The sequence below is a fragment of the Kitasatospora sp. NPDC058046 genome, from assembly GCF_042885595.1.
Classification (GTDB): domain Bacteria; phylum Actinomycetota; class Actinomycetes; order Streptomycetales; family Streptomycetaceae; genus Kitasatospora.
The window spans coordinates 47,826-52,591 of sequence record NZ_JBHVRS010000036.1; the positions used below are offsets into that span (position 1 = coordinate 47,826).

A 4,766-nucleotide genomic window follows, 5' to 3' on the forward strand; every position below is an offset into this window, starting at 1 on the left:
GTGGGTGGGGGAACCGGCTGCGTGGGACTCAGCGGTGCTCGGGTGGTGCTGGGTGGTGCTCGGTGCTGCTCCGGGGCTCCCGGTGGTGCCCCGTCGGTGGGTCTGTGGTGGGCCCAGCTGGTGTTCGGGCTCAGCGGTGCTCAGCGGCGCTCGGCGGGGAGCGGGGCGGCGCCCCGGGCCCGGGCCGGCTCCGGTGCGGGCGGGTCCGGTTCGGCCGGGCCCTGGCCGGCCCGGGCGGCGGCGGCCCGGATCGCGGAGAAGGCGGCGGCGTGCAGGCCGGGGCCCCGGCCGAAGCCCCAGGCCGGCCCGTCGGGGAAGGCGCAGCGGGCGTAGACGGCGGCCTCCCGCCCCGGGTCCGCGGACTTGCCCTCGGGGCCGGTGTGCCGGACGTCCCGGACCTCGACGCCCCAGGGCGCCAGGGTCGCGCCGAGGCTGCGCACCTCCTCCGCGCGGACCGTGCCGTCCGCGCTGGCGGGGCCGGCCCCGTCGACGAACAGCTCGGTGGGGACCGGCGCGTGGCGCACGGCCAGCGGCTTGGTCTCGTCCGCGGTGGACCGGTACTCCCGCTCGAAGAGCCGGCCGATCCGGTCCGGCGCGACCTCGGCGCCGGTGGCCTCGGCGACCGCCTGCACGGTGCGGGCGAACTCGATCTGCAGCCCGCGCGGCAGGTCCAGGCCGTGCCGGGCGCTCATGACGTGGGCGACGCCGCCCTTGCCGGACTGGCTGTTCACCCGGACCACCGCCTCGTAGCCGAGGCCGAGGTCCTGCGGGTCGATCGGCAGGTACGGCATCCGCCAGGCGCGGTCGCGCGGGCTCTCGCCGGCGGCGGCGGCCTCGGCCTCCAGGGCGGCGAAGCCCTTCCTGATGGCGTCCTGGTGCGTGCCGGAGAAGGCGGTGTGGACCAGTTCGCCGCCGTAGGGGTGGCGGGGGGAGACCGGCAGTCCGGAGCAGTGCTCGACGGTGCGGCGCACCCGGTCGATGTCGGAGAAGTCGATGCCCGGGTCGACGCCCTGGGTCAGCAGGTTGAGGCCGAGGGTGACCAGGCAGACGTTGCCGGCCCGCTCCCCGCCGCCGAACAGGCAGCCCTCGACCCGCTTCGCCCCGGCCAGCAGGGCCAGTTCGGTGGCGGCCACCCCGGTGCCCCGGTCGTTGTGCGGGTGGATCGACAGGCAGCGGTACTCGGGGCGGGAGAGGGTGCGGTCCAGCCACTCGATCTGGTCGGCGAACACGTGCGGCATCGAACGCTCGACCGTGGCCGGGAAGTTCAGCACGATCTCGCGGCCCGGGCCGGGCTCCCAGAGGTCCATCACCGCCTCGCAGACCTCGACGGCGAACTCCGGCTCGGTCTCGTTGAACAGCTCCGGGGAGTACTGGTAGCCGACCTCGCAGTCGCCCAGCAGCCGCTCGGTGTGCCGCATCATCGACCGGGTGCCGCGCAGGGCGAGGTCGACGCACTCCGGCCGGCCGATCCCGAGGACGAGGTCGCGGAAGAGCGGCGCGGTCGCGTTGTACACGTGGACGGTGGCGGCGCGGGCGCCGCGCAGGCTCTCCACGGTCCGTTCGATCAGCTCGTCGCGGGCCGGCACCAGCACCGAGACGCGGACGTCCTCGGGTATCCGGTCCTGCTCGATCAGCATCCTGACGAAGTCGTACTCGTCCTGGCTGGCGACCGGGAAGCCGACCTCGATCTCCTGGTAGCCCATCGCCACCAGGAGGTCGAACATGGCGAGCTTGCGGGCCGGCGTCATCGGGCGGGCCAGCGCCTGGTTCCCGTCCCGCAGGTCCGTGGAGAGCCAGCGCGGCGCCGCCGTGGGGGTCCGGTCCGGCCAGGTGCGGTCGGGCAGGGTCATCGGGACGAACGCCTGGTAGCGCCGGGGCAGCCGGTCAGCCTTCACGGTCTGGTTCCTCACAACTGTTTCTTGTTGCGAACATGCGGGAAGTACTGGTCTTGTTGCGGACATGCACGGAGTGATGCTCTTGTTGCGGACATGCAGGAAGTACCGGTCGATTGCGGACGTCCTGTGAACGTCACGCTAGAGAGCCGCCGTAGTCCCGGACAACGGTCTCGCCGGCGCTGTCGGCCCATCCGCGCCGGAGGGATGAGCGGGGGGTATCGAAGGGAGTAGTGGCCACTCCACCCCCGGGCCACTCCGCTCCGGCCCCGGTACCACCGGCGGTCCCTCCGCCCGCGCCCGGCCGGGTGGCGGCCGACGCGACGGGACGACTTCCGGCCACCGCCGCCGTCCACTTCTTCACGGCGCGGCCGACCCCCCCTTTGTCACCGGTCCCGGCATTCCGGCCACGCCTTTGAACTAGTTGAAGATTCGAACACGCTCGACCGGCGAGGGGGGCTCCCGGAGGCCATCTTCACGCCCTCGAATTCGCACGGCGTTCTGGTATCTTGACCCCGCTTGGCCAAGGCGACACGGGGGCCGGCACGTGACCGGTTTGGAGAAGGCAGCCTTGACGACTCGCCAACAGGTGGCGGACCTGATCGAACAACGCACGCCCGAGATAGTCGAGGCCTACGAGGCCTCGCTCCGGGCGGCCGGCAACGCCATCGCGCAGAGCCCGGCCTCGCTGGACCAGGCCCTGGCCACCGCCCGTCAGATCGTCGCCGACGTGGTCACCAGCCTGCGCGTGGGGCAGGTCGAGGTCGACCAGACGTGCAAGCTGCTGGCCTGGGACGTCGGCGCGACACGCGCGGCGGACGGGGTCCACCCCCGGGAATCCGTCCAGGCCTCCTCGGCCTTCTTCCACGCGGCGCTGTCGACGATATTCAGCCACCTTCCGCCCGGATCGAGACAAGTCGACACCCTCACCCTGATCACCCTCGCGCTGGAGCGCGGTGTCGCCCTGCGGATCCGCGAGTCGGTGGCCGCGTACACCGGGTTACTCGTCGACAAGATCCACGAGGCGCAGCTCGACGAGCGGCGCCGGATCGCCCGCGAGCTCCACGACCGGATCGGGCACGGCATGAGCGTGACCCACCGCCAGCTGGAGCTCTACACCCTCTACCTGGACAAGCAGCCGGACCGGGCGAGCGTCAAGCTGGCCACCGCCCAGCAGGCCATCCAGGAGTCGATGCACCACCTGCGCGCGGTCACCTCCGACCTGCACACCCGCCAGCCGTTGAAGAGCCTGGAGAAGGCCCTGCTCAACGACCTGGAGTCGCTGGGCCCCGACGGCGTGGCCGCCCGGCTCCGGGTGAACGGGGACGAGGCCTGGGCTCCGCCGGAGGTGCTCGACGAGGTGTTCCTGATCCTCCGCGAGGGCGTCCGCAACTCCCTGCGCCACGCCCGGGCCACGGTGCTGCTGGTGAACGTCGAGATCACCCCCAACGAGCTCCGCGCCACCGTCGAGGACGACGGCTGCGGGCTGCCGCAGGAGCGGCCGGCCGACGCCGGCGTCGGCCTGTCCTCGATGCGCGAGCGGGCCGAGCTGCTCGGCGGCCGACTGCTGGTCAACGGCCGTCCGGACAACGGCACCAGGGTGGATCTCTCGGTACCTCTCAAAGGACGGCTCCTCGATGAACCCGCGCGACGCCGTAGCTGCTGACCCCGCGTCCGCCACCACCCGCGTCGCCCTGGTCGACGACCACGCGCTGGTCCGCGAGGGGGTGCGCGAGATCCTGGAGTCGCAGGACGACATGGTGGTGGTGAGCGAGGCCGCCAACAGCGGCGACGCCATCGCCCAGGTCGCCCGGCACCGGCCGGACGTCGTCCTGCTGGACGTCGAACTCCCCGACGGCGAGCCCACCGACACCGTCACCAGGATGCGGGCGCTCTCGCCGTCCTCGCAGATCATCATGCTGTCCATGTACGACGGCCCCCAGTTGCTCCGACGGCTCATCAACGCCGGCATCCGGGGCTACCTGCTGAAGAGCGTGTGCGGCGACGAACTGCTCGCGGCGGTCCGCAGCGTCCACCGCGGCTCGGACCGGATGGTCCTGGCCGTCTCCCGGGACAGCCTGGCCCGGATGCAGGGCATCACCGAGAACGTGCTGTCCGCCCGGGAGCTGGAGATCCTGGAGCTGGTCGCGCAGGCGCTGAGCAACGGCCAGATCTCCACCCGGCTGACGATCACCGAAGCCACCGTCAAACGCCATCTGCGCAACGTCTTCGCCAAGCTGGGCGCGGTCTCCCGGATCGACGCCGTGAACAAGGCGATCGCCGCCTCCCTGATCGCGCCCCCGCACGACCAGTCCTGCCACCGCCACCGGGCGGGCTGAGACCTCCTCCGCACGCTCCTTCCCGACTCCCCCGCGCGGCCGGCCGGCACCCCGCCCGGCGCGCCGCCCCGTGCACCGGTCGGCCCGGTCGGCCCGGTCGGCCCGGTTCCAAGCCTCGCCGCGGCCGGCCGGGGCCTCAACCCCTGCCGACCACCTACCGCCCCTGCACCCCGACGGCCGGACCCGCGCCCCACCCCACCGGTGCTCCCGCCCTTCGCCGCCGAAGCGCCGGTCCGTACCGGCATGCGGAGGCCGGGGAACCGGGGGGGGGAATTCAGGGCCGGAGCGGATTCGACGGCCATGAGGGACTTCTCCCCACATCCGCCGCCGGCGGTGGTCACCACCCGCTCGTGCGACGGCAGGTGACGACACCTCAAGGTCAAGGACAGCCCTTCGGGGGCCAAAGCCGGCACCAAGGTACGGAACTTCGGCCCGCCCGGCAATGTCGACGGCCACCACACCGCCGGGCGGGCGGATGGTGCCGGCCCCCGGGGGCGGGACGGCCGGGGCCGTCCCGCCGTTCCCACGGCCCCCG

3 protein-coding genes are annotated in these 4,766 nt (G+C 73.0%); 2 read left to right on the forward strand and 1 reads right to left on the reverse strand.

All coding sequences use genetic code 11. The features are described 5' to 3' along the window. Positions 1 to 140: 140 nt before the first annotated feature. On the reverse strand, positions 141 to 1,850 hold the full coding sequence (locus ACFVU7_RS41700) for a 2-isopropylmalate synthase (RefSeq protein WP_388051549.1): 1,710 nt from the start codon (positions 1,848 to 1,850) through the stop codon (positions 141 to 143). A 613-nt stretch (positions 1,851 to 2,463) separates the two neighbouring features. Between ACFVU7_RS41700 and ACFVU7_RS41705 the strand changes: the two genes are divergently transcribed. Beyond that, on the forward strand, positions 2,464 to 3,558 hold the full coding sequence (locus tag ACFVU7_RS41705; RefSeq protein ID WP_158077755.1) for a sensor histidine kinase: 1,095 nt from the start codon (positions 2,464 to 2,466) through the stop codon (positions 3,556 to 3,558). Next, a complete protein-coding gene (locus ACFVU7_RS41710; RefSeq protein WP_049659142.1) occupies positions 3,530 to 4,231 on the forward strand; it encodes a response regulator transcription factor in 702 nt (233 codons plus the stop codon). The genes ACFVU7_RS41705 and ACFVU7_RS41710 overlap by 29 nt, the downstream gene beginning before the upstream one ends. Positions 4,232 to 4,766: the final 535 nt, after the last annotated feature.